The organism is Saccharothrix sp. 6-C, from assembly GCF_016695385.1.
Classification (GTDB): domain Bacteria; phylum Actinomycetota; class Actinomycetes; order Mycobacteriales; family Pseudonocardiaceae; genus Actinosynnema; species Actinosynnema texasense.
The window spans coordinates 2,425,893-2,447,547 of record NZ_CP064192.1 but is presented as its reverse complement, the minus strand read 5'-3'; the positions used below and the strand labels follow the sequence as shown (position 1 = coordinate 2,447,547).

Below are 21,655 nucleotides of genomic sequence, written 5' to 3'. Positions count from 1 at the left end.
CGCGGCTCGGGCATGCCCAACTTCGTCTGGATGGTCGACCCCGCATAGGGGTTGATCTGCGGGACGCTGTCCGTGGGCGGGTGAACACGGAGAGGACGTGGAAGTTGCGCAAAAAATGGACCCCCTTTCGCATCACCGCCTTGTCGCTGGTCTCGGCCCTGGCTGCGGCCGGGGCGCTGACGGGGGCCGCGAGCCCGGCGTCGGCGGACACGAGCGCGGTGCGCGTGGAGTACACCTGCACGACCTCCGCCGGTCCGGGCGCCCAGATGACCGTGTGGGTCGTCGGCGGCCTGCCGAACGATGGCGCCGGCTCGAACAGCGCACCCGGCAACCAGTACTTCTACATCGACGTGGACCTGGACATGCGCGAGCTGCGCCCGGTCCTGACCCTCGCCGAGGGGGTGCGCCTGGACGGTGACAGCACCGCGAGGCTCGGCGCGAGGATCGTCGGCCCGGACGGGACGCGGACCACCGAGGCCGCGTTCACCTTCGCGCCCAAGTGGTTGCAGACCACCCAGGGGACCGCGGTGCGGGCCGCGGGCGCCTTCCCGGCCCAGGTGCTGAGCGTTCCCGGCGGCTACGACGTGCGCGTGGACGACCTGGCGCTGACCCTGCGCCCCAAGCGCGCGGACGGCACGCCCCTCGGCACGATCACCGCCTCCTGCACGCACGACCCGGCGCAGAACGACCTGCTGGGCACCGTGCTGGTGCAGGGCCTGATCGCGGAGCGGCCACCGCGCCCGGACGGGCTGACGGTGGTCTCGTCGACCCCGACGTCGGTGACGCTGACCTGGCAGGGCTACCCCTGGTGGAACAAGATCGGGGGCTACGACGTGTACCTGGACGGTGACGGCGGGCACACCGGCTTCGTCACCGAGAACCAGGTCACGCTGACCGGGCTGACCCCGGACACGCAGCACCGGGCGAAGGTCGTCACGGTGGACGTGCAGGGCATCCGGTCGAAGATGAGCAAGGGCCTGATCTTCACCCTCCCGCGGGCCTGACCCGCACGACCCGCCGATCGCCGGGGTCCGCCACTCGCGGACCCCGGCGATCGGGCTGCGCGTGATGCCTTCGGTGCGGCTGCCGGCCCCTCAAAGGGCGCGCAGCACCGCCGCGCTGTCCGCGATGCAGTCGGCGAGGGGAGGCGGCTCTTCCTCGGCCACCCAGCGGGTGACGGCGACCTGGAACACCGTCACGGCGCTGTGCGCGGCGAGGTCGGCGACCTGGTCGGCGACGCCCCGCTCGCGCAACGTCCCGGCGGTCGCGCCGGCCAGCGCCGCGAGCTTGAGCAGCTCGCGTTCCCGCAGGCCCGGGTTGGCCTCGATCAAGCGGTTGCGCCGCACGGCGTGCTCGCGCCGGTCCTCCAGCAGCGCGCCCGCCGCGACCACGCCGGCCAACGCGGCGTCGAGGGGTTCGGCGGTGGGCGGCGCGCCGAGGATCGCGGTCGACGCCACCTGCTCCATCACCTGGGCCCCGTCGAAGAGCACCTCGCGCTTGTCGGCGAAGTGGCGGAAGAACGTCCGCTCGGTCACGCCGGCGCGTTCGGCGATGTCCCCGGCGGTGGTCTGCTCGAAGCCGCGCTCGGCGAAGAGGTCCATCGCGGCGCGGATCATCCGCCCGCGGGCGTCCGGCTCCCAGCGGCTCATGACCGCGAGTGTAGTGATGACAGTCGCTGACATGCCGTGCTACGGTCGATGTCAGTCACTGACATAGCGGAAGGAACGCCATGCGCGTCTTCGTCACCGGTGCCTCCGGCTGGATCGGCTCGGCCTTCACCGACGAACTGCTCGCCCACGACCACGAGGTGGTCGGCCTCGCCCGCAGCGCCGAGGCGGCTGCCGCCCTGCAGGCCAAGGGCGCGACCGCGCACCGCGGCAGCCTGGACGACGTCGACAGCCTGGCCGCCGGAGCGGTGGCCGCCGACGCCGTCGTCCACCTCGCCTTCAAGCACGACTTCACCGACTACGCCGGCGCCGGCCGCAGCGAGCACACCGCCGTGCGCCGGATGCTCGACGCCGTCGAGGGCAGCGGCAAACCGTTCCTGCTCGCCTCCGGCGTGGCCTCGGACATCGCGGACCGGCCGCTGACGGAGGACGACCCGTCGCCGCACCACGGCGCCGACTCGCCGCGCGGCGGCAGCGAGAACCTGGCCCTGTCCTACGCCGACCGCGGTGTCCGGCCGGTGGCGCTGCGCTTCGCCGCGTCCGTGCACGGCGCGGGCGACCCCGGCTTCGTCTCGGTCCTGGCGAAGGTCGCGAAGCACCGGGGCGCGGTCGGGTACCTCGGCGACGGCTCGAACCGCTGGCCCGCCGTGCACCGCTCCGACGCGGCACGGCTGGTCCGGCTCGCGCTGGACCGGGCGCCGGCGGGGTCGCGGGTGCACGCCGTGGCCGAGGAGGGCCTGCCGACCCGTGACATCGCCGCCGCCATCGGCGACTACCTGGGCCTGGACACGGTGTCCGTCCCGCGGGAGGACGCCGAGGCGCACTTCGGCTGGATCGGGCACTTCGCCGGCATGGACATCACCGCGTCCAGCGCCCGCACCCGGGACCTGCTGGGCTGGACGCCGACCGGCCCGACGCTGCTCGCCGACATCGCCGCCGGCGCCTACCGCCTGCCGGAGTGACCACCGCGCGGTGACGTGACCGCCGTGACGTGACGCGTTACGCGGTGACGCGCTGCCGCCGCAGCGGCACGACCAGGGGCGTGCCGGTCTCCGGGTCCTCGATCACCCGGCACGGCAGGCCGAACACGTCCTCCACCAGCTCGGCGGTCACGACGGCGGCGGGCTCGCCCTGCGCCACCACGCCGACACCGGGCTTCATCGCGATCAGGTGGGTGGCGTAGCGGCACGCCTGGTTCAGGTCGTGCAGCACGGCGACGAGCGTGTGGTTGCCGTCCTCGTGCAGGTCCGCGCACAGGTCGAGCACCTCGACCTGGTGCGCGATGTCGAGGAACGTGGTCGGCTCGTCCAGCAGCAGGATCGACGTCTGCTGCGCGAGCACCATGGCCAGCCACACGCGTTGCCGCTGCCCGCCGGACAGCTCGTCCACCAGGCGGTCGGCCAGGTCGTGCACGCCGGTCATCCGCATCGCGCCCGCGGTCACCTCCTCGTCCTCGGCGGACCACTGCCGCAGCAGCCGCTGGTGCGGGTACCGGCCCCGGGCCACGAGCTCGCCGACGGTGATGCCGCCGGGCGCGATGGAGGTCTGCGGCAGCAGGCCCAGCCGGCGGGCGACCTCCTTGGAGCGGTAGGCGGAGATGGCCCGGCCGTCGAGGTACACGGCCCCGGCGCGGGGTTTGAGCATCCGCGCCAACGCCTTGAGCACGGTGGACTTGCCGCACGCGTTGGGGCCCACGATGACGGTGAACGAGCCGTCCGGGATCTCGACGTCCAACCCGGACACCACGACGCGCTCGTCGTAGGACAGCGTCAGCTCCGCACCGCGCAGTCGCCCGGTGGTCGGCCCCGTCTTCGGCACGGTCACGTCGTGCTCCCCTTCCGCCACTCGTGGGCCAGCAGCCACACCAGGTAGAGCCCGCCGATGGCGCCGGTGGCGATGCCGACCGGCAGCTGGGTCGTCGGGAACAGCCGTTGCACCGCGAAGTCGCCGACGACCAGCAGCAGGCCGCCGGTGAGCGCCGACGCGGCCAGGCCGGGCCCGGACGCGCCGGTGAGCCGGCGGGCGACCTGCGGCGCGGCCAGGGCCACGAAGCTGATCGGCCCGGCGGCGGCGGTGGCGACGGCGGCCAGGCCGACGCTCACCGCGAGCAGCGCCAGCCGGGTGCGCTCGGCGTTCACGCCGAGGCCGGTGGCGGCGCTGTCGCCCATCTCCAGCAGCGCCAGCCGCCGTCCCAGCGCCAGCGCGCACGGCAGCAGCACGGCCAGCACGACCGCGATCACCTGGGCCTGGTCCCAGCCTCGGTTGTTCAGGCCGCCGACCAGCCACGTCTGCGCGGCCAGCGCGCTCTCCAGCGTGGCCCGCGTGATCAGGTAGGAGTTGACCGCGAGCATCATGGCGCTCACGCCGATGCCGATGAGCACCAGCCGGAAGCCCTGCACGCCCTGCTTGAGGGCCAGCAGGTACACGGCGGTGGAGGTGAGCAGGCCCGCGGCGGTCGCGCCGAGCGCGGTGGCCGCCATGCTGCCCTGCGCCAGCACGAGCACCGCGATCGCGCCGGTGGCCGCGCCCTGGGTGAAGCCGATGATGTCGGGGCTGGCCAGCGGGTTGCGGGACAGGGACTGGAGGATCGCGCCGCTGAGCGCGAGCGCGGCGCCGACCAGCAGGCCGGTGATCAGCCGTGGCAGGCGCAGCGTGAAGACGACGAAGTCGGCGTAGCCGTCGCCCTGCCCGGCGACCGTGGCCAGCACCTCGCCCACGGTCAGCGGGAAGTCGCCGGTGACCATGGTCGCGACGGCGGCGACCGCGGTCAGCACGGCGATGGCCGAGCTGACGAGCAGGGCCCGTTCGCTGATCCGCAGCGAGACGGCGGGGGTGCGGACGGTCCTCACAGCGTCGCCAACTTCCGGCGGCGGCACAGCGCGATGAACACCGGCGCGCCGATGAACGCGGTGATGATGCCGACCTCCATCTCCTGCGGGGCGATGACCACCCGGCCGACGACGTCCGAGCCGAGCAGCAGGATCGGCGAGAGCACCGCCGAGTACGCCAGCACCCAGCGCTGGTCGCTGCCGCCGATCATGCGGGCCACGTGCGGCACGGTCAGGCCGACGAACGCGATCGGCCCGGCGGCGGCGGTCGCGGCGCCCGCCATGAGCGTGACGGACAGGACGCCGAACGCGCGGGTGCGGTTGACGTTCGCGCCGAGCGCCTTGCCGGTGTGGTCGCCGAGCGCCAGCACGTTGAGGTTCCGGGCGAGCAGGAACGCGATGAGGATGCCGGGCAGCACGAACGGCGAGACCTGGCCGACCAGCTCGAAGTCCCGGCCGGCGAGCGAGCCGACGTTCCAGAACCGGAACGAGTCGAACGTGTGCGTGAACAACAGCAGGATCGCCGCGACGTAGGCGTAGAGCACCGCGGTGAGCGCCGCGCCGCTGAGCACCAGCCGGTCCGGGGTGGCCGCGCCCCGGCCCGCCGCGCCGAGGACGTAGACGACGGTCGCCGTGCCCGCCGCGCCGAGCAGCGCGAACCACACGTACCCGGTGGGGCTGGTGATGCCGAAGAACGCGATGGCGGACACGATCGCCGCCGCCGCGCCCATGTTCACACCGAGCAGGCCGGGATCGGCGAGCGGGTTGCGGGTCAGCGCCTGCATCACCGCGCCGGACAGGCCGAGCGCCGCGCCGACCAGCAGGCCGAGCACCGCCCGGGGCACGCGAACGTCGCGCACGATGGCCGCGTCGCCGGTGCCGTCGTCGGCGAGGAGCAGGGCGAAGGTGTCGGCGAAGGGGATGCTCTTGGTGCCGATCCACAGGCTGAGCAGCACGATCAGGCCGAGCACACCGGTCGACACCAGCAGGCCGACCCCTCGCACCGCGTCGCGCGACACCCGCACCTCCCCGAAGTTTAGGTAAGGCTAACCGACACGGGGACCGAGTCGATCGCCCGGTTGGCCTCGCGACGTGGACGAGGACGAGGGCAGCCGCGTGGCGCGGGCCGGCGGCGTGAGCTGGGCGATCGCCCCGACGACGCCCGCGCCCTTCGGCCGGCTCAACGCGAGCCGGTCCGACACGGCGAGACCGATGCCGGCCGGCACCATGAAGCCGCACGTGTAGAGCACGAGCGCACGGCCGACACCGGGCCGCCGGAACAGCAGCGTCTCCCACACGAACACCCGCAGGTGGATCCCCGCCGCCATCCCCGCGGCGACCTGGGCGACGGCGTTCACGACGACCACTCCCCCATCGTGATCCCGTGCCGCCCGACGACCTCCCGCAGCGCCGGCGCGGCGTCGGCCGGCGGCGCGTCGGCGGGCACCGCCCGGTCGACGTCGCGGAAGAACCGGCCCATCGCGCCGGTCAGGAAGAACGCCAGGGACTGCACGGACGGCGAGTGGACGGTGAACGTGGCCCACGGCGTGGCGTGCGGCGGCACGGTCGGCCCGCGCGGCGCGTCCACCTCGAACAGCTCGTAGGCGCCGCCGGTGTGCGCGGCGTTCCGGGTGGACGGCACGTGCTGGGGCGCGGCCGGTCTGGTGCGGCGCGGCGAGTTCACCGACCGGGAGGCCGCGTTCATCGCCTCCGTCGCGCCCGCGCCGGCCGCCGCGACGGTGGTGGCCGTCGAACGGGCGTCCGGCGGCGAGCTGCTCGGCCTGCTGCTCGCCGCCTACGGCCTCACCGCCCGCGAGCGGGAGGTGTGCCGCGAAGTGATCGCCGGACGGTCCACTTCGGACATGGCGGCCCGGCTCGCCCTCTCCGCGCACACCGTGCGGGACCACCTGAAGTCGGTGTTCGGCAAGGTCGACGTGCGCAGCCGGGGCGAGCTGGTCGCCAAGCTCCGGCCCGAGGATGGCCCGGCCGCGTCCTGACGCACCGGCCCGCGCGGCGCCGGGCGCCCGAACCACCTCTGGACACTTGGTCACGTCTGCCTGTAACACATGGTTGACAAGTACCGGCAGGAGTCCGAGGAGGTCCGATGGCGGCACGGGACATGGATCGGCGCACGCTGCTGCGCCACGCCGGGGCGGCGGGTGCGGTCGGGGCGCTCTCGACCCTGTTCGGTAACGTGCCGGCGATGGGTCAGCCCGCCACGACTCCGTTCGACCTGCACTTCGCGGTGACGCACAAGCACCGCCCGTTCGACCTGGTCGCACCGCGGTTCGTGCAGTACGACAGCGCCATCGCCCGACCGCCCGCCACCCCGGACACGCTGGTCAGCACCGGTGTGCGGCCCCGCGCCCCGTTCGGTTCGGTGCTGGTGGAGGTGCAGCGCGCGCAGGGCGTGGTGGTCGCGGGCCTGGCCGGCGGCGCCACCTCCGTGCTCGGCACGCTCGACACGACCACCGGCAAGGCCTCGATCGAGGTGACCGCCGGTGGCGCCACGACCGTGGTGAAGACCGCCGACGTGCGCGTGCTCGGCGCGTTCCGGTTCGCCGTCGTGGTCAACGAGAACGCGGTCACCGTCCTGGTCGACACCACCGGCACGGGCACCGGCTGGCAGCCGGTGCTGACCGAGCGGGACGGCGTGCGCGCGCTGGTCGACCTGCGGGTGCCCGCAGTGCTGGGCGGCCTCGACTACGTCTACGGCGGGCGCGGCGGCGACGTGCGGTTGGGCCGGGTGCGCGCGGGCTACTTCGGCCAGGCCGGCGTCCGCGACCCGCACGTGGTGCAGCACGCCGACGGCAGGCCGTTCATCCGCGACGGCAAGCTGTACCTGACCATGACCAACGCCGGGCTCGGCTTCTTCCAGCAGGCGCACTGGGCGGTGTGGACGATCGACCTGGCCGACCCGTCGAAGCTGGAGCAGGTCGCGATCCTGTTCTTCGAGCGCGACGGCGTGGTGCTGGGCGACCACGCCGGGCAGATCGTGCACGACGACCGCACCGGCCGGTTCATCCTGCTGATGAGCTCGTGGGGCGACTTCGCGTTCCAGGGCGTGCACGTGCGGCACACCACGACCACCGCGAACGTGCTGCGCGGCGTGCACGTCCTGCGCACCGAGCGGCTGCCGCTGCCGACCTCCGTCAGCTCGTGGGACCCGGCCCTGACCCGCGTGGGCGACCGCTGGCACCTGGCGTTCGTGGAGAGCGAGGCGCAGCAGCCGGCGTTCGTGTTCCACCCGGCGCTGGCCGTCGCGGCACCCGGCGCGGACTACACCGCCACGCGGCTCGTCGGCGCGGACCGCACCGTGGACCAGACCGAGGGGACGATCATCCAGCGGGTCGGCCGCGAGTGGTACCTGTTCGCCAGCGACGGCGACGCCCGCGAGTACCCGGTGTACGACCTGGCGATGCGCAAGCTGGGCACGCTCGACGCGCCGTACGGCACGAACATCCCGCACCCGGTGCTGCTGCCGGTCGGCCGCGAGTGGTGGCTGATCACGTTCGACGGCACGCAGTACGCCGAGCCCGTGCTGGGCTACGGCGGGCACGGCGACCTGATCGTGATGCGCAGCCCCGCCCCCGGGCGCGGGTAGCCGGGGGCGGGGGGCGCGCTACCCCTGGAGCTGCTTCTCCTTGGCGAAGAACTCCTTGATCAGGTTGTCGCGCACCTGGGCGCCGTTGCCCGCGTACGGGCCGCCGGGCCCGGTGAGCTGCTCGATCTGGTTGAACAGGACCAGGCTCTGGTCCCGCTGGGCCGGGTTCATGGTGAGCTGCTGCCCGCCCACGGTGACCGTGTTGCCCTGGATGTAGTCGCGCAGGCCGTTCCAGTCGGTCTGCGGCTGGCCCGACGGCGGCTGGTAGGACAGCCGCGGCGGGTTGCCGTTCGCGCCGTGGTGGGCGTTCTCGTTGATCAGCACGTTCTGGTACTCCAGCAACGTGTTCTGCGCGTTGTGGTTGTTGAAGCCGTGCTCGTTCTGCCGGGCGTGCCCGACCTCGTGCATCAACGTCGCGTTGTCGTTGTGCTGGTCGTCGAGCATGAGGAGGTTGCTGTCGCCGTTGTAGGCGCCGCCGCCCTGCATGTCGAGGGCGTCCTTGGCCGGGGTGCCCGCGAAGTCCGGGTCGGCCATGAGGTCCGGCGGGTAGCCCATCATCTCGCCGAGCGTCATCCCCTGCTGCTCGGGGGTGAGGCCGTGGCGGTTCTCCGGCGGCAGGTCCATGACCGGCGTGTCCAGGGTGTAGGGGCGGCCGTCCGGCCGGTTGCCCGTGGGCACGACGACCGCGCCGACGTCGTTGTTCACGCCGAGCTGCTGCCGGATGTCGCCGATGCGGTCGCCGATCGGCCTGGGGTCGGGGTTCGGCATCGGCGTGGCGTTCGGCGGCGGCGACATCGGGCCGTCACCGGGCACGTCGGGCGGCGGCGGCACGGTGTCGCCCTGGCCGTCGGTGGGCCGGCCGTCGGTGTCGCCGGGGCGGTGGTCGCCGCCTTCGGGGCGACCGCCCGACGAGCCGGGCGGTCCCTGGTAGACGTCGTTGTCCTGACCGATGCTGTTCAGGTCGTCGGTGATGGCGCTGTCGGTCGTGCGCATCGTCTCGGCCGAGTCGCGGACCTTCTGCGCGGCGTTCGCGGCGGCGTCGGCGGCGGCCTTGGTGGTGTCCGCGCCCTGGCTGATCGTCGTGTTCAGCGGTGACGCGATCATGCTGCCGAACGCGCCGTACGCCTCCGCCGTCGCCTGGTGCGAGCCGAGGTTCGTGCTCGTCGTGGCGAGGCCGTCGCCCAGGTTGTCCAGGTTCTGCGCCTGCCAGTCCAGGTTGTCCAGGCTCATCGCGCTGCCGTTGTCGCTGACCGCGTAGAAGTCGGAGAACGGGTTCGGCGAGGGCGGCGGGCTGATCTCGTGCCGGTCGCTGAACGGGTTGCTGGTCGTGCTGGTGGTGCTGTCGGGGCTGCCGGGCGGCGGCGAGGAGTCGCCCGAGGAGGAGCCGCCGCCTCCGTGGCGCGCCATCAGACGGCCGCCTTGGGCTGGTCGGTCCGCGGCGGCGCGCCGTTCTTGCCGTCGCCGTAGAAGTCGCCGTACCCGCCGCCTGCCTTCACGCCCTCGTGCACGATGCCGCCCGCGTCGCCGAACCGCGAGAAGCCCTGCCCGATCGAGCCCATCGAACCGCCGAGCTTGCCCAGCCGCGCGGCCTGCCTGCCCAGCGCGGCGATCAGCTTGGCGATCCGGGCGCCGATCTGCACCGCCAGCGCGGTGGCCGCGCCGACCGCGTAGCCGATGAACCCGACGATGGACGCGCCCAGGGTGAACACCGCGGCGGCCGCCGCGATCAGCGCGCCCTTGACGAGCTGCGCGAGCAGGCCGGCGATCAGGTCGCGCACGATGTCGCGCAGGATGATGATCAGCGTGCCGGTCACCGCGGTGACGCGCGCCGTGCCGTCCACGACCTCGGCCAGCGAGTCCAGCTCGCCGCCGAGCCGGTCCATGCTCTGCTTGAACGCCTCGGCCGCCTTGCCCTCCCAGCCGGTGAACTGGGCCATCGCGGTCTTGTGCAGCTCGGCCTGGTCGCGGATCTGCTTGGCGTCGGCCTTGACCAGCTCGATGTGCGCCTGGATGGCGTCGCGGTCGCCCATCAGCATGTCCAGCGGCTCGCGCAGGAAGCTGACGTGCTCGATCAGCCACCCGATGCCGGCCGCCAGCAGCGTGCCGATCGGGTCGATGACCAGCGCCACCGTGGAGGCGACCACGTCGATCGCGCCGAACGTGATGTCCAGGACGCGTTCGGTCTCGCTCTGCGCGTCGCCCTCGATCGTCTTGACGAAGCTCGAATAGCTCTCGAAGATCCCGGCTCCGGTCCACTGGTCGGTCATCGCCGGCCCTCCCCGGCCGCGTCGCCGCCGTGCCCTCGCGTTACCACGGAAATCGCTCCCCCTGCTCGGATTCGTTCAGGTGCAGTGGACACCGGCACGCCAACGACAGGCCAACGTCCGGCCAACGCCCGGTTCCGCCGTCGTCGTTTGGCATGCTCGTGGCGTGACGAACCACATCGACGAGGCGCTGCGGGCGTTGGCGGACGGCGACATCGGCGGCGCGAGGGAGGCGCTCCGGGGCGGGGGCACCCCGTTGGCGGCGGCGCTGGCCGAGCACCTGGCGGCGGCGCGGGACGGCTCGCTGTACGACCGGCCCGCGGCGTTCGAGGCGTTCATCGACGGCGGCGGCAACGTGGGGCTGTACGGGGCCGTCACCGAGGCGTTGGGGCGGGTGTGCGCCGAGGCGCGGCCGTCGAGCCTGCTGGACATCGGCTGCGGTGACGGGCGTGCGCTGCGACCCGTCATGGCCTCGACCCACGCGCCGGCCGCGGTGACGCTCGTCGAGCCCTCCACCGCGCTGCTGGACGAGGCGGTGCGGGCGTTGGCGGGCCACGACGTCGACGCCCGGAACACCAGGGTGGAGCCGTTCGCGGCGGAGCTGCCGGCGGACGCCGTGTTCGACGTGGCCCAGTCGACGTTCGCCCTGCACACCCTGCCGCACGAGGTGCGCGACCGCGTGCTGGCCGACCTGGTGGGGCACGTCGGCGTGCTCGCCGTGGTCGAGTTCGACGTGCCGGACCTGCCGCACGCGAGCCCGGAGCACCGCCGGTTCCTGGCCGAGGCCTACGAGCGCGGGCTGACCGAGTACGAGGCCGACCGGGACCTGGTGGCGCAGGGGTTCCTGATGCCGGTGCTGACCGGTCAGCTGGTGCCGGGGGCGACCCGGGCCACCTGGGAGCAGCCCGCGGCGCGGTGGGCGGAGCAGGTCGGGCGGGCCGGGTTCACCGAGGTCCGGGTCACCCGGCTGCACGACTACTGGTGGTCCCCCGCGTTCCTGCTCACCGCGTCAGGGTCGCCGGGGTCCGCGGCTTGAGGGTGGCCGACCCCGAGGTCTTCCGGGTCTCCCACAGCAACGACGCCGCCGTGACGAGCACCAGCACGGCCGCGGAGCCGTGCACGGCCAGCGCGTAGCCCACCGTGCCGCCGTTGGTCATCACGGCGACGCAGTCGCCGATCGGGATGATCGCGTCGGCGAGCACCACCCAGCCGAGGGCGCGGCGGTGCCGCAGCAGCAACAGGATGAGCGCGGTCAGCCCGTAGGCGAGGTCGCGCACGCCCTTGACCACGAAGTACCCGTTGCCCTCCGGCCACGGGTCGATGCCGAACCCCGACGCCGCGCCCGGCCCGTCGAGCAGGAAGTTGAGGCCGAAGGAGAACCCGGCGAGGACGACGAGCGCGGCGAGGACCGTGTTGATCCGCTGGTGGGTCATGACCCGACTCCAGGTGCTAGCAGTGCTAGGGACAAGAGCGACACTAGCTCCAGGTGCGCTCGAATGTCTAGCGTTGCTAGCATCGGGAGCGTGTCCATCCAGGAGCGCCGTGAGCGCGAACGCGCCGAGCGGCACCGGCTGATCGTCGACGCGGCCAGGGAGCTGGCCGAGGCGGAGGGGTGGGACGCGGTCACCACCCGCCGCCTGGCCGAGCGCGTCGAGTACAGCCAGCCGGTGCTCTACAGCCACTTCAAGGGCAAGGACGCGATCGTGCGCGCCGTGGCCGTGCAGGGTTTCGTCGACATCACCGAACGCATGCGCGCCGCCCGCACGGCCCACCGCTCACCCCGGCAGGCGCTGCGCGCGCTGGCGGGCGCCTACCTGGACTTCGCCGCCGAACGGCCCGCGTTGTACGAAGCCATGTTCGTGCGGGAGGTCGACCTGTCGTTCGGCTCCGGCGACACCCCGCCCGAGCTGCGGGCCGCGTTCGGCGAGTTCGTGGCCGTCGTCGAACCCCTGGCAGGCGACGACGTGGAGACCAGGATCGAGGTGTTCTGGAGCGCCCTGCACGGCCAAGCCACCCTCGACCACGGCCACCGCCTGCGCCCGACCCACCGCCGGGCCCGCCTCGACCTGCTGCTGAGCCTGTTCCCCTAGCGGGCGGTGGCGCGGTTGTGCCAGGTCCCGGCGGTGAGGGCCGGGAGTCGTGGGCGGCGCCGACTCCGACGCCGTGCGGGAACCGGTCCCTCCGAGCACCTGCCGCTCGTCGCTCTTCGGGTCCGCCGACGCCCGGGTCACCGGGAGCCCCGTTCGTCCGTCTACGACCACCGCCTCGACTTACGCGGTGCTCGCCCAGGCGTGGCCGAGGGTGTCGTCCCACTCGATGCGGTGGTCGAACTGCCAGGTGAACTTCGCCGGGTCGACGAACTTGAACGCCAGCGGCATCAGGGCGTCCCGCAGCAGGCGGCCGACGGGACCGGCGGCCTTGTCGCGGTTCGTCCGCGCGGCCTGGGCGATGATCCGCTCCACCCGGCCCCGCCGCAGCGCCTCGTAGGCCCGGAACGCCTCGTCGTGCGGCAGGTCCCGCAGGCAGCGGGCCAGCTGCACGGCGCTCTCGAACGCCAGCGAGGCGCCCTGGCCCGAGCTGGGCGACGTGGCGTGCGCGGCGTCGCCGACCAGGACCAGCCGACCGCGGCTCCACCTCGGCACGCTGGGCACGTCCTCCAACGCACCCGTCACGACGAGGTCGGCCGGGTCGGTGGCGGCGACCATGGCCGCGGCGGGCGTGCGGTCGGCGGCGAAGGCCTCGGCCAGCACGTCCAACCACTCCCGCGGGCTCGTGGCCCGCGCTTGCGCCGTGGTCAGCGGGGTCTTGCGGGGCAGGTTGGCGAACCAGCCGCCCGAGCCGTCGTCGTCGACCTGGTAGCCGAAGAACGCGCGCTTGCCCGACACGAGCCGCATCGCGCCGCCGGAGGACGCCTCACCGGTGCGCGCCAGCCGCGCGCCGAAGCCGAGCAGACCGGCGTAGCGCGGGCCCGGCGCGCCCGGGTCGATGATCCGCCGCACGGTCGACCGGATGCCGTCCGCGCCGACCAGCAGGTCGGAGTCCACCGCGGAACCGTCGGCGAACCGCGCCTTGACGTGCGTGCCGCGGTCCTCGGCGGCGACGAGCTCCTTGCCGTGCTCGACGGCGATCCCCCGCCGGGCCGCTTCCTCCCGCAGCACGCGGTACAGGTCGTAGCGCCACACCAGCAGCTGCGGCGGTTCGCTGCCGAACCGGCCGAGCGTCCGGCCCGTCCAGCTCTGCAGCTCCATCGCGGTCATCGGCGTGCCGATCGCGCGCACCGCGTCGGCCAGCCCCACCACCGCCAAGGCCTGCAACCCGTTGGGCGCGATGCTCAGCGCGCCGCCCGAGCCGTCGGCCGTGCGGTCGTACCGCTCGTGCACGGTCGCCTCGATCCCCGCTTTGCGCAGGGCCATCGCGGCGACGGGCCCGCCGATGCCGCCCCCGATCACGGTCGCCCTCATCGTTCCCCCTCGTGGAAGCCCGCCCACAGCGGGCGCCAGTCGTCGATGCGCGCCAGGAAGTGCCGGACGAACGCCACCTCGGCGTTCAGCAGCGCGACGCGGTACTCCTCCTCGACCAGGAACAGCGGGTGCGCGTCGGCGCCGGCCAGGATCGCCTCGGCCTCGTCCACCTGCCGGCGCAGCCCGTCGAGCCGGTCGCGCAGGAGCGCGACGACCTCGTCCGGGTGCAGGGCCGCGATCATGGACAGGGCCGCGACGAACCGCGGGTGCTCGTGCACCGGCTCGGCGACCAGCTCGCGCATCCAGTCCTTCAGCTCGGCGCGACCGGCGTCGGTCAACGCGTAGACCGTGCGCTCCGGCCGCTGCCCCTCCCGGGACGTCTCGTGCTCCACGATGAAGCCGGCCTTCTGGAGCTGCCCGAACACCATGTAGAGCGAGCCGTGGGTGAACTTGATGCTGCGGTCGCCGCCGTGCGCCCTCATGAGCCGGCTCAGCTCATAGGGGTGCAGGGGCTCGCGGACGAGATAGCCGAGCACCGCCAGCCCGAGCAGGTTGCCGACCTTCCGCTTGGACGCCACCGCCACCTCCTAGTCGACTCTAACTATCCAGGACCGACTAGTCAGCGTCAACTATTCGTTGTCGGCCGGGTCATGCACACCAGGCCCGGCCGGTCGTCCCAGGAGTCCACCCGGACGAAGCCGAGGCGTTCGTAGAGGCCGATGGCGTCCTGCCGCCACTGCCACACGGACAGCCGCACCGAGGCCGCACCGGTGTCGGCGGCGTGCCCGAGCACCGCCCCGACCAGCGCTTTCGCCGTGCCCCTGCCCCGACCGGCCGGGTCCACCCACAGCCGCTTGACCTCCAGCGAGCCGCCGGCCGACGCGGACGCCACCACGCAGCCCACCGCGGTCCCGCCGGTCTCGGCCACCCACACGGTGTCGGCGGCGAACGCGGCCCGCGGGTCGAGCACCTCGGCCCGGTAGCGCGGCGGCAGGTCACCGACCGCGGACACGGCGACGCCCTTCTCGGCCTCGGTCCGCAGGTGGTAGGCGAGCAGGAGGGGCGCGAGCGCCTGGTCACGCCACCGGGAAACGGTCGTCTCGGCTGTCATGGCCGCAGCTTCACACGGCCGAAGGACCCGATCACAGCCGCACAACCCTACGTATGGGGCTGGTGACGAACGGCTACGGCTGGTTCGTTGGGTGTCGGGAGCCTCCCCTGTCACACGGCTCCCTTTCCCTGTACCCCAAGGAGACCACAATGCTCGTACGAAAGGCCGTTGGCGTCCTCGCCGGCGTGCTGGGCCTGCTGCTGCCGCTGGTCGCGGTGGCCGCGCCGAGCGCGTCGGCGGAACCCCAGGTCCTGGCGCGCACCCTGTACTACGACGTGAGCCAGGCCCAGGAGTTCGTCGCGGACTGGGATCGCGCCGCGACGAACTGGAACAACTCGGTGTCCAACGTCAAGCTGGCCCGCCGGACCAGCACCTCGGGCGTCAACATCCGCATCCTGGCGGACGACGGCTGGCCCCGCGCGTACGTGTCGTCGCTCGGCAACGGCACCGTCTACATGGGACGCCAGGCCGTGCAGCAGGGCTACTACCGGCCGCGGATCTCGACCCACGAGATCGGGCACATCCTCGGCCTGCCGGACCGGCGGACCGGCCTGTGCGCCGACCTGATGTCCGGCTCCAGCGCGCCGGTGTCGTGCCGCAACGACCTGCCGAACGCCGCCGAGCGCGCCGAGGTCGAGCGCCGGTTCGCCGGCTCGTTCGCCCCGGCCGACGTGCGTGCGGCGGGCTTCACGGGCAGCAGCACGGAGTGCTACGTGTACTGACCCGCGTGACGGCGCCCCGCGGGGTGGCTCCGCGCCACCCCGCGGGGTCCGGGAACCGCACCGCTCCCCGGCCCGTTCGGGAGGTGTGGACGCGGTGGAGACGGTGTTGGCGTGGAGCATCCCCGGCGGGACGTTGTCGGTCGTCGGGGTGGCCGTCTACGAGCTGCTGCGCCAACGCCACCGCAAGCGCAAAGGCACACCGCTGGCCACGACGACCGTCAACGAGATCACCGCGATGTTCTACGGCTCCAAGCGGATGGAGCTCGACCACCGCGACTCCGTGGCCGTGATGCGTGAAGAAGACACCCAAGCCGCACCACCGCACGCGGTCGACCTCGACCACGGCGTGGCGCGCCTAGCCCGGTCCGACGCTGCCCGCCTGCACGACGCCCGCCGCGGTCCCGGCCACGACGTTCACGGTGACCGGCGAGGCGGAGACGCGGAGGGTGCGCCACAGCAGGACGAGCAGGACCGTCTGCCCTGACGAGACCGCGCACCCGAAGAACCACATGATCGCGGTGATCGACAACTCGTCCGTCATGTCGTCCCTTTCCACCCGTCCGGTCATCCCGGTTGCCACTAGCGTGGGTCACCCGGCGGACGTCCCGACAGCGAAGGGACGTTTCCGGGACACCGCAGGGGACACGCCGAGGGGTGACGAGTGGAGCCGTCCGGGCAGGAACGAGCCTTCGCCGCCGAGGTCGAGCGGCACCGCGCCGCCGCCCGCGTCACCCAGGAGTGGGTCGCGCAGCGCGTGGGACTGTCCCGCACCAAGGTGTCCGAGGTGTGCGGGGGCCGCTACCTGCCGAGCCGGCAGGTCCTGGACGCGCTCGTCACCGCGCTGGCCATGGACCGGGAACGGGCGGTCCAGCTGTGGAAGGCGGCGTGGGAGGGCCGCGAGCAGCGGCGCCGGGCCGAGAGGTCGAGCCGGCCGGAGGCCCCCGACGACTGGTCGTCGTTACCCGTCCTGCCCGCCGAGGTGCGCTCGCTGCTGCGGGCGCAGGAAGTCGCGGCCCGCGACCTGCCGTACCGGCTGCCCGGCGCGCGCAAGCCGTCGCTGGACACGGTGTACGTCCGCCAGGAACTGGGAACCGGGACCGAGGAAGCGCACGACGACCAGCACCGCACGGAGCCGGAGCTGGACGAGCGCGGCCTGCTGCGCGAACGGGCCGCCCCGAAGCCGCGGCTGACCGTCCGACCGCCGGCCCGCACGGTGCAGCAGGCGTTGGACGACGACGAGCACGTCCTGGTCACCGGCGGCCCGGGGCAGGGCAAGTCGACGCTCTCGCTCCGGCTCGCGGGTGAGATCGCCGCGCGGTGGTCAGGCGACGACGCCGCCGCGCCGTTGACCGAGCCGGTGGTCCCCCTGCGGCTCACCGCTCGCGAGCTGGCCACCCGCCTCGACCTGCCGTTCCCGAAGGCGCTGGTGGACAGCATCGCCGCCGACTACGGTTCGCTGCTGTGGTCCGAGGTCGGCACGGCGCAGGTGTCCGAACGGGTGGCCGGCTGCCGGTGGCTCCTGCTGATCGACGGCTTGGACGAGGTCGCCGACCCGAGCGACCAGAGCCGCCTGCTGCACGTGCTGGAGGCTTGCGCCGCGCCGGGGTCGCCCTACCGCGTCGTGGTCACGACCAGGCCGATCGAGGGCTCGATCCTCGCACCGCTCCAGCGCGCGTCCGCCGCCCGGTACGAGCTGCAACCGTTCGACGAGGAAGCACTGCGCCGGTTCGCGCGCAACTGGTTCGACGGCAGTTCCGAGGCCGACCGCTTCGTCCGCCAGCTCCGGGCCGCACACCTGGACGAGCTGGTCCGCGTGCCGCTGTTGGCCACCATCGCGGCGATCATCTTCGAGCAGTTCGGCGACCGACCGCTGCCGGACAACCAGTACGAGCTCTACAAGGCGTACCTCGACTACCTGCTCACCGCGCACCCGACGGTGCCCGGCCCCTTCGACCACCTGCGGGACGACCTGCTGGAACACCTGGGCCGCGTCCGCCTCCAGACCGACACCTCGCTGATGACCGCCGCCCGCACGTGGGTCTCCGAACGCCTGCCCGTGCGGGTCGGGTGGACCGACGAGCTGACGACCTTCCTCACCGCCGTGGGCCCGCTGGTGAAACGCGGCGACGACCTGCGATTCCTGCACCACAGCTTCGCCGAGCACCTGGCCGCCACCGCCCGGGCCCGCGAGCTGCCCGCCACCTTCAGCGACGGACACCACGACTTCAAGGCCCTGCTGCACACCGCTCTGCAAGGTGATCAGGGCCGCCATTCGCGGGCCGTGCTGCTGCACTACACGCGCCTGCACCCCGACCAGGCCGATCAGGTGGTGCGGTGGCTGCACGTCGGCGGCGCGCGCCACCACGTCCTGGCGGCGAAGCTGCTCGCCCAGCACCTCCCGGCCGGTCCCGAGGTCGTGGACGCCTTCCTGGCCACGACCAGGGCGTGGGCGCTGACCCGTGAGCACCTGGGCGCCGAGGTGCTGCGCCACGCGAGCCGTGCCGCCCACCACCCCGCCCTGATCCCGTGGCTGCTCGACCTGATGCGTGACGAGCGCGCGCCCTGGCAGTCCCGGATCGAGGCAGCCACCGCCCTGGCCACCCGTCTGCGCGCGGCCCACGCGGCGGAGGCCGTCACACTCCTGACCACTGTCACCGATGATGCCGCTGTCGCGGTGTCCGACCGCCTCGCCGCCGCCGAGGCGTTGTCGCAGTGCGGGAGTTCGGAGCGCGGTGCCGCTGCACGCGGCCTGCGGGCCGTGCTGGCCGCCCCTTACGCCGAGATGTCCGACTGCCGCACCGCCGCCGTCGTGCTCGCGAGCTTGAGCGCCGAGGGACGCGCCGACGCCACGACCGCCCTGTCGGACTTCCTCGACGATCCCCTCATGCCGAACAGCGACCTGGTCGAGATCGCGACCGGCTTGGTGGAGATCGGCGTCGAGTTCCACGACCGGTGCGCCGAGGTCTTCCTGTCGGTGTTGCGCGATCCGGTCGCTTCGATGATGGGACGCCGTGACGCCGCGATCGCCCTCGCGTCACTGGGCGCACAGCACGTGGAACACGCCGCCACCGCCCTCGTCGAGCTGATCGGGCGAAGGCGGCTCGCCCGCTTCCAGCGTGTCGCCGCAGCGGAAGTGCTGGCTGAACTCGGGCCGGAGCACCGCACCACCGCTGCGGAGCGCCTGCGGACCATGATGGCGGAATTGCACGTGTCGTACTCGGACCGGCACACCGTGCTCAAAGCACTGATCAACCTTGACGCCTACGACCTCCACGCTGCCGCGATCGTCTTGCGCGAGACGATCAACGACCACGAAGTGAACGAGAACGCTGTGTACTGGGCGGTTCGGACGCTCGCCGATCTCGGTCCGGAGTTCCACGAGGAAGCAGCGCGCCAGCTGCTGCGCATCGCCGACGACCCGTTGGTGACCGGCTATGAGCGCGGAGCGGCCTTCGGTCAGCTGGCCGAGTTCGGGGAACCGCACCGGACGGGTGCCATCAGCCGCCTTCGCCGTCATCTCACCGACCCGGACGCGGACCAGAGCTTGCGGTGCGACGTCGCCGGCGAGTTGAGCCGTCTGGGACCGGACTTCCACGGCGAAGTGGTGGAGAACCTGCTGGACATCCTCGCCGGTGACCTCCGGCCCTCCGACGCTTCCAAAGCTTGGCGGTTGCTCGCCTCCCTCGACGCCCGGTACGAGGAGCGGGCCGCCGACGCACAACTCGAACTTCTGACACCCATGACCAACGAAGACGCATACACAAGAATCATCGTCGATCTCTTGACGATCAACACCGACAACCTCGACCAGGCCGCCGGCACACTGCTCCACATCCTCGCTGACGCGAAAGTCTCGTGGTTGACCCGATACCGGGCGTGCGCCCAACTCGCGGGGTTACACCGCAGGTTCCACCCGCCCCTGGTGACCACCGTCATCGATCTCAGCGAGATCGACTCGGCCCACACCACGAAAACGCTGGCAAGCACATTGCTGGGAACAGCTCCGAAGGTGCGGGCCCGGTTGGCGAACCACATCCGTGACGTGGTCGGCACGAGCACCGATGCCGCTGCCGTCATCGCGGGGGTGGAGACGCTGATCGAACTCGGCCACCACGACGAATCGACCGCCTCGTTGGTGCGTGGCCTCATGCTGGACCAGGCGATTGAACCGGACACCCGCACCACGGCCGCGACCTTGCTGGCCCACCTCGACCACCGTCACGTAGCCGAAGCGATCGATGTCGTCACCGATGTCTCCCCGCACACATCGGCTGTGTCCTGGAAGTACGACTTGCTCCGACTGGCGGACTCGGGCGCCGACGTGACGGCCGACGCCGTCGCCCGATTGAACCAGGATTCCGACTGCGGCAGGAAGCAGGCAGCTGCCGAACTGGTGATCGATTTGCACGGGAAGCCCGATCCGGAGGCACTCCGCGAACTTCGCAGGCTGGCAGCCGACGTCCACCTCCCCTTCTCCTACCGCAGCGATGCCTTCATGACCTTGGCGCGGTTCGAACCGCCGAAGGCGGATGCCATCGGCTATCTCGAAGGCGTCCTGAACGACAGGGACGCGCCGGTCGACGAGCGCGGTCGAGCGGCCCGCTGCGTGATCCGGCTTGACCGGGCCCGGTGGCAGGACTGCGTGGCGACGCTGAAGCGGATGCTCGTCCAGCCGCTGGTGACCCTGGAAGAGCAGGTCGAGCTGGTGCGGTGGCTCCGCGAGCTCAACGCCCTTCGCCAGAGCGAGATCAACAAGCTCGACCTCGCGGTCGCGCACCACCCGTGCGCGTCTACCTTCACCAGGCGAAAAGCCCTCAACCGGGTAACCGATCAGGTGAGGAACACCATTCTGCCGGAACTCGTCACGGATGCCGCAGCACCGGTCGCGGCACGCCTTCCTCGGTACACCGATGCGTCGGTGACCGACGTGGTGATCACGGCCGCGCGTGACGTGTTGACCGCAATCGAGTGGAAACCCGCCGACCGCGTCGCGGCGGCGGTCGCGTTGGTCGCCGCGCGGCAGTCCGTACCGGAGGTGGTCGACGCGCTGACCCGCTTGACCCCGCACCACGGCACCCGGTTCCGCGCTTGGCGGGCGTTGGCGAGCTGCGGCACGCCGCACCGACGGGCAGTGCTGGCCCACGCGCGCGGTGTGATCGGGAGCGGCGCTGACCCCCTGCACGTGAAGTTCCGGGCCGTCGGGCTGATCATCGACCTCATGGGGGCGCCACCAACTGACGTGGTGGAGTTCCTGCGCCGGGTCGTCTCGGACGAGCGGGCCTCCCTGCGATGGCGGCTCGACGCGTTGTTCCTGCTCCGTCACGCGGACGGGTTGGACGGCATCCGAGCGATCCGCGACGACGAACGAATGGCTCCCGCCGTTCGATGGCAGGCCGCCACGAAGTTGATCGACTACCGGTCCGAGGACCGCGCCAGGGGAGCCGAAATCCTCCGGTCGATCGCGGTCGACACCGCGCAACGGCCGGCGTTGCGGTGCGCGGCCGTATCGGATCTCGCGCGGTTCGGTGCGCCCGGCCGAGCCCAGGCCGCGAAGATCGCGCACGCGATGGCCGTGGACACCACGTTGCCGACGACCAGCCGGGTCCGCGCGGCCGAAGTGCTGGCGGAGGCGGCGCGGAGCAGGCGACCAGAGGTGCAGGCGATCCTGCGCGAGCTGTGCGCGGTGGAGAACCCGCTGCACAGGCTGCACGCGTTGAATGCCATCGCGGACATCGCGCCGTTGGAGGCCACGCGCCCGTTGCGCGCGATGACCCGGGATCGCGACCTCCCTCCAGCGGTGCGGCTGTGTTGTGCCGAAGCGCTCGTCGCCAACCACCGGGAGCACCGCGAGCCGGCCGTCATCGCGGCCCGCGAGGTGGCCTTCGACGAGCAAGTGCCGAAGCACGTCCGAGTGCGTGCCGCGCGGAACCTCGCCCGGTGGAGCGAGGTGTTCCGCGACGACGCACGACAGCTGCTCCACGCCCTGCTGGGGCGCTGA

At 72.5% G+C, this 21,655-nt stretch carries 22 protein-coding genes and 1 pseudogene; 10 read left to right on the top strand and 13 right to left on the bottom strand.

What is annotated here, in order from left to right; translation table 11 throughout:
• The first annotated feature begins 140 nt into the window (after positions 1 to 140).
• Positions 141 to 1,004, top strand: coding sequence for a fibronectin type III domain-containing protein (locus IOD16_RS11110; protein ID WP_201439960.1), 864 nt, complete (start codon positions 141 to 143; stop codon positions 1,002 to 1,004).
• Between the two features lie 90 nt (positions 1,005 to 1,094).
• Here the strand turns inward: IOD16_RS11110 and IOD16_RS11105 are convergent, their stop codons facing one another.
• Positions 1,095 to 1,649 carry a TetR/AcrR family transcriptional regulator gene (locus IOD16_RS11105; RefSeq protein WP_201439959.1) on the bottom strand — a complete coding sequence of 185 codons (555 nt, stop codon included), beginning with the start codon at positions 1,647 to 1,649 and terminating at the stop codon, positions 1,095 to 1,097.
• A gap of 80 nt (positions 1,650 to 1,729) precedes the next feature.
• Between IOD16_RS11105 and IOD16_RS11100 the strand changes: the two genes are divergently transcribed.
• Positions 1,730 to 2,629: an NAD-dependent epimerase/dehydratase family protein gene (locus tag IOD16_RS11100; protein WP_201439958.1), complete on the top strand. Its 900-nt coding sequence runs from the start codon at positions 1,730 to 1,732 to the stop codon at positions 2,627 to 2,629.
• Positions 2,630 to 2,666: 37 nt separating this feature from the next.
• Here the strand turns inward: IOD16_RS11100 and IOD16_RS11095 are convergent, their stop codons facing one another.
• Genes IOD16_RS11095 through IOD16_RS11075 form a run of 5 tightly spaced genes read right to left on the bottom strand, consistent with a single transcriptional unit; the run spans position 2,667 to position 6,137 of the window.
• Positions 2,667 to 3,491, bottom strand: a complete 825-nt coding sequence (locus IOD16_RS11095) for an ABC transporter ATP-binding protein (RefSeq protein WP_123747844.1) — start codon at positions 3,489 to 3,491, stop codon at positions 2,667 to 2,669.
• Positions 3,488 to 4,516 carry a FecCD family ABC transporter permease gene (locus IOD16_RS11090; protein WP_236594897.1) on the bottom strand — a complete coding sequence of 343 codons (1,029 nt, stop codon included), beginning with the start codon at positions 4,514 to 4,516 and terminating at the stop codon, positions 3,488 to 3,490. The genes IOD16_RS11095 and IOD16_RS11090 overlap by 4 nt, the downstream gene beginning before the upstream one ends.
• On the bottom strand, positions 4,513 to 5,514 hold the full coding sequence (locus tag IOD16_RS11085; protein WP_201441309.1) for a FecCD family ABC transporter permease: 1,002 nt from the start codon (positions 5,512 to 5,514) through the stop codon (positions 4,513 to 4,515). The genes IOD16_RS11090 and IOD16_RS11085 overlap by 4 nt, the downstream gene beginning before the upstream one ends.
• A 27-nt stretch (positions 5,515 to 5,541) precedes the next feature.
• Complete coding sequence (locus IOD16_RS11080; RefSeq protein WP_236594896.1) at positions 5,542 to 5,853, bottom strand: hypothetical protein; 312 nt, start codon at positions 5,851 to 5,853, stop codon at positions 5,542 to 5,544.
• Positions 5,850 to 6,137 (bottom strand): hypothetical protein, encoded by a 288-nt coding sequence (locus IOD16_RS11075; RefSeq protein WP_236594895.1) that lies wholly within the window; start codon positions 6,135 to 6,137, stop codon positions 5,850 to 5,852. The genes IOD16_RS11080 and IOD16_RS11075 overlap by 4 nt, the downstream gene beginning before the upstream one ends.
• Here IOD16_RS11075 and IOD16_RS11070 point away from each other — a divergent pair.
• Together IOD16_RS11070 and IOD16_RS11065 are read left to right on the top strand one after the other, a co-directional pair.
• Positions 6,127 to 6,492 (top strand): helix-turn-helix domain-containing protein, encoded by a 366-nt coding sequence (locus IOD16_RS11070; protein WP_236594894.1) that lies wholly within the window; start codon positions 6,127 to 6,129, stop codon positions 6,490 to 6,492. The two genes, IOD16_RS11075 and IOD16_RS11070, sit on opposite strands and share 11 nt — an antisense overlap.
• A gap of 107 nt (positions 6,493 to 6,599) precedes the next feature.
• The gene (locus tag IOD16_RS11065; protein WP_201439955.1) at positions 6,600 to 8,099 is read left to right on the top strand and encodes a hypothetical protein; all 1,500 of its coding nucleotides are present in this window, start codon (positions 6,600 to 6,602) and stop codon (positions 8,097 to 8,099) included.
• 18 nt (positions 8,100 to 8,117) lie between these two features.
• Here IOD16_RS11065 and IOD16_RS11060 read toward each other — a convergent pair whose 3' ends face one another.
• Together IOD16_RS11060 and IOD16_RS11055 are read right to left on the bottom strand one after the other, a co-directional pair.
• Entirely contained in the window at positions 8,118 to 9,506 is a 1,389-nt protein-coding gene (locus tag IOD16_RS11060) for a hypothetical protein (protein WP_201439954.1), read from the bottom strand.
• The gene (locus tag IOD16_RS11055) at positions 9,506 to 10,366 is read right to left on the bottom strand and encodes a WXG100 family type VII secretion target (RefSeq protein ID WP_201439953.1); all 861 of its coding nucleotides are present in this window, start codon (positions 10,364 to 10,366) and stop codon (positions 9,506 to 9,508) included. The genes IOD16_RS11060 and IOD16_RS11055 overlap by 1 nt, the downstream gene beginning before the upstream one ends.
• Before the next feature lie 163 nt (positions 10,367 to 10,529).
• On the opposite strand from IOD16_RS11055, the gene IOD16_RS11050 reads away from it, so the two are divergent.
• Positions 10,530 to 11,399 carry a class I SAM-dependent methyltransferase gene (locus tag IOD16_RS11050; RefSeq protein ID WP_201439952.1) on the top strand — a complete coding sequence of 290 codons (870 nt, stop codon included), beginning with the start codon at positions 10,530 to 10,532 and terminating at the stop codon, positions 11,397 to 11,399.
• Here IOD16_RS11050 and IOD16_RS11045 read toward each other — a convergent pair.
• The gene (locus IOD16_RS11045; RefSeq protein ID WP_201439951.1) at positions 11,365 to 11,796 is read right to left on the bottom strand and encodes a DUF4267 domain-containing protein; all 432 of its coding nucleotides are present in this window, start codon (positions 11,794 to 11,796) and stop codon (positions 11,365 to 11,367) included. The two genes, IOD16_RS11050 and IOD16_RS11045, sit on opposite strands and share 35 nt — an antisense overlap.
• A gap of 90 nt (positions 11,797 to 11,886) precedes the next feature.
• Between IOD16_RS11045 and IOD16_RS11040 the strand changes: the two genes are divergently transcribed.
• Positions 11,887 to 12,453 carry a TetR/AcrR family transcriptional regulator gene (locus IOD16_RS11040; protein WP_236594893.1) on the top strand — a complete coding sequence of 189 codons (567 nt, stop codon included), beginning with the start codon at positions 11,887 to 11,889 and terminating at the stop codon, positions 12,451 to 12,453.
• 180 nt (positions 12,454 to 12,633) lie between these two features.
• On the opposite strand, the gene IOD16_RS11035 is transcribed toward IOD16_RS11040, so the two are convergent.
• Genes IOD16_RS11035 through IOD16_RS11025 form a run of 3 tightly spaced genes read right to left on the bottom strand, consistent with a single transcriptional unit; the run spans position 12,634 to position 14,935 of the window.
• Positions 12,634 to 13,824 carry an FAD-dependent oxidoreductase gene (locus IOD16_RS11035; protein ID WP_201439949.1) on the bottom strand — a complete coding sequence of 397 codons (1,191 nt, stop codon included), beginning with the start codon at positions 13,822 to 13,824 and terminating at the stop codon, positions 12,634 to 12,636.
• Positions 13,821 to 14,402, bottom strand: a complete 582-nt coding sequence (locus IOD16_RS11030) for a PadR family transcriptional regulator (protein ID WP_201439948.1) — start codon at positions 14,400 to 14,402, stop codon at positions 13,821 to 13,823. Before IOD16_RS11030 ends, IOD16_RS11035 begins: the two co-directional genes overlap by 4 nt.
• A 47-nt stretch (positions 14,403 to 14,449) precedes the next feature.
• On the bottom strand, positions 14,450 to 14,935 hold the full coding sequence (locus IOD16_RS11025) for a GNAT family N-acetyltransferase (protein WP_201439947.1): 486 nt from the start codon (positions 14,933 to 14,935) through the stop codon (positions 14,450 to 14,452).
• A gap of 149 nt (positions 14,936 to 15,084) precedes the next feature.
• Here IOD16_RS11025 and IOD16_RS11020 point away from each other — a divergent pair, with 149 nt between their 5' ends.
• The 3 genes and pseudogenes from IOD16_RS11020 to IOD16_RS41420 form a co-directional block, all read left to right on the top strand.
• Positions 15,085 to 15,657: a snapalysin family zinc-dependent metalloprotease gene (locus IOD16_RS11020; protein WP_201439946.1), complete on the top strand. Its 573-nt coding sequence runs from the start codon at positions 15,085 to 15,087 to the stop codon at positions 15,655 to 15,657.
• A gap of 94 nt (positions 15,658 to 15,751) precedes the next feature.
• Entirely contained in the window at positions 15,752 to 16,141 is a 390-nt protein-coding gene (locus IOD16_RS11015; protein ID WP_236594892.1) for a DUF6191 domain-containing protein, read from the top strand.
• Between the two features lie 177 nt (positions 16,142 to 16,318).
• A pseudogene (locus tag IOD16_RS41420) lies at positions 16,319 to 16,507 on the top strand (helix-turn-helix domain-containing protein); the annotation flags it as partial.
• Positions 16,508 to 16,615: 108 nt separating this feature from the next.
• Here IOD16_RS41420 and IOD16_RS40070 read toward each other — a convergent pair.
• The gene (locus IOD16_RS40070) at positions 16,616 to 16,900 is read right to left on the bottom strand and encodes a hypothetical protein (protein ID WP_236595288.1); all 285 of its coding nucleotides are present in this window, start codon (positions 16,898 to 16,900) and stop codon (positions 16,616 to 16,618) included.
• Here IOD16_RS40070 and IOD16_RS11010 point away from each other — a divergent pair.
• Entirely contained in the window at positions 16,871 to 21,655 is a 4,785-nt protein-coding gene (locus IOD16_RS11010; protein WP_236595148.1) for an NACHT domain-containing protein, read from the top strand. The two genes, IOD16_RS40070 and IOD16_RS11010, sit on opposite strands and share 30 nt — an antisense overlap.